The sequence below is a fragment of the Yinghuangia seranimata genome, assembly GCF_029953285.1.
In the GTDB taxonomy this organism is placed as follows: Bacteria; Actinomycetota; Actinomycetes; order Streptomycetales; family Streptomycetaceae; genus Yinghuangia; species Yinghuangia seranimata.
This window is the reverse complement of the sequence record NZ_JASAOI010000084.1, coordinates 1-801: the sequence shown is the minus strand read 5'-3', so window position 1 is coordinate 801 and position 801 is coordinate 1. Positions and strand designations below refer to the sequence as shown.

General features: G+C 70.3%; 1 protein-coding gene. It reads left to right on the top strand.

Features of this window, described 5'->3' with window-relative positions:
• Nucleotides 1–801, top strand: an 801-nt coding sequence (locus QI554_RS40350; RefSeq protein ID WP_281477783.1) for a HAMP domain-containing protein, incomplete at both ends; no start/stop codon positions are given.

The following is an 801-nucleotide window of genomic DNA, read 5'->3' as shown; positions in this document are numbered from 1 at the left end:
GACGTCTCCGGCGAGATGCTGGAGCTGAAGAACACCGTCAACACGATGGTCGACCAGCTCTCCGGGTTCGCCGGCGAGGTGACCCGTGTCGCGCGCGAGGTGGGCACCGAGGGCCGCCTCGGCGGCCAGGCGCAGGTGCCGGGCGTCGCCGGAACGTGGAAGGACCTCACCGACTCGGTGAACTCGATGGCCGGCAACCTGACCGGCCAGGTCCGCAACATCGCGCAGGTCTCCACCGCCGTCGCGCGCGGCGACCTGTCGCAGAAGATCACCGTCGACGTCTCCGGCGAGATGCTGGAGCTGAAGAACACCGTCAACACGATGGTCGACCAGCTGTCGGCCTTCGCCTCCGAAGTCACCCGCGTCGCCCGCGAGGTCGGCAGCGAGGGCCGGCTGGGCGGACAGGCCCGCGTCGTGCCCGGTGTCGCGGGCGTGTGGCTCGACCTCACCGACTCCGTGAACTTCATGGCCGGCAACCTGACCGGCCAGGTCCGCAACATCGCCGACGTGACCACGGCGGTCGCCCGCGGCGACCTGTCCAAGAAGATCGACGTCGACGCCCGCGGCGAGATCCTCGAGCTGAAGAACACCGTCAACACCATGGTCGACCAGCTGTCGGCCTTCGCGTCCGAGGTGACCCGCGTCGCCCGCGAGGTGGGCACCGACGGCATCCTCGGCGGCCAGGCGCAGGTCCTGGGCCTCGGCGGCGTGTGGCGCGACCTGACGTACTCGGTGAACTTCATGGCGGGCAACCTGACCGGTCAGGTGCGCTCGATCGCCCAGGTCGCCACCGCGGTCGCC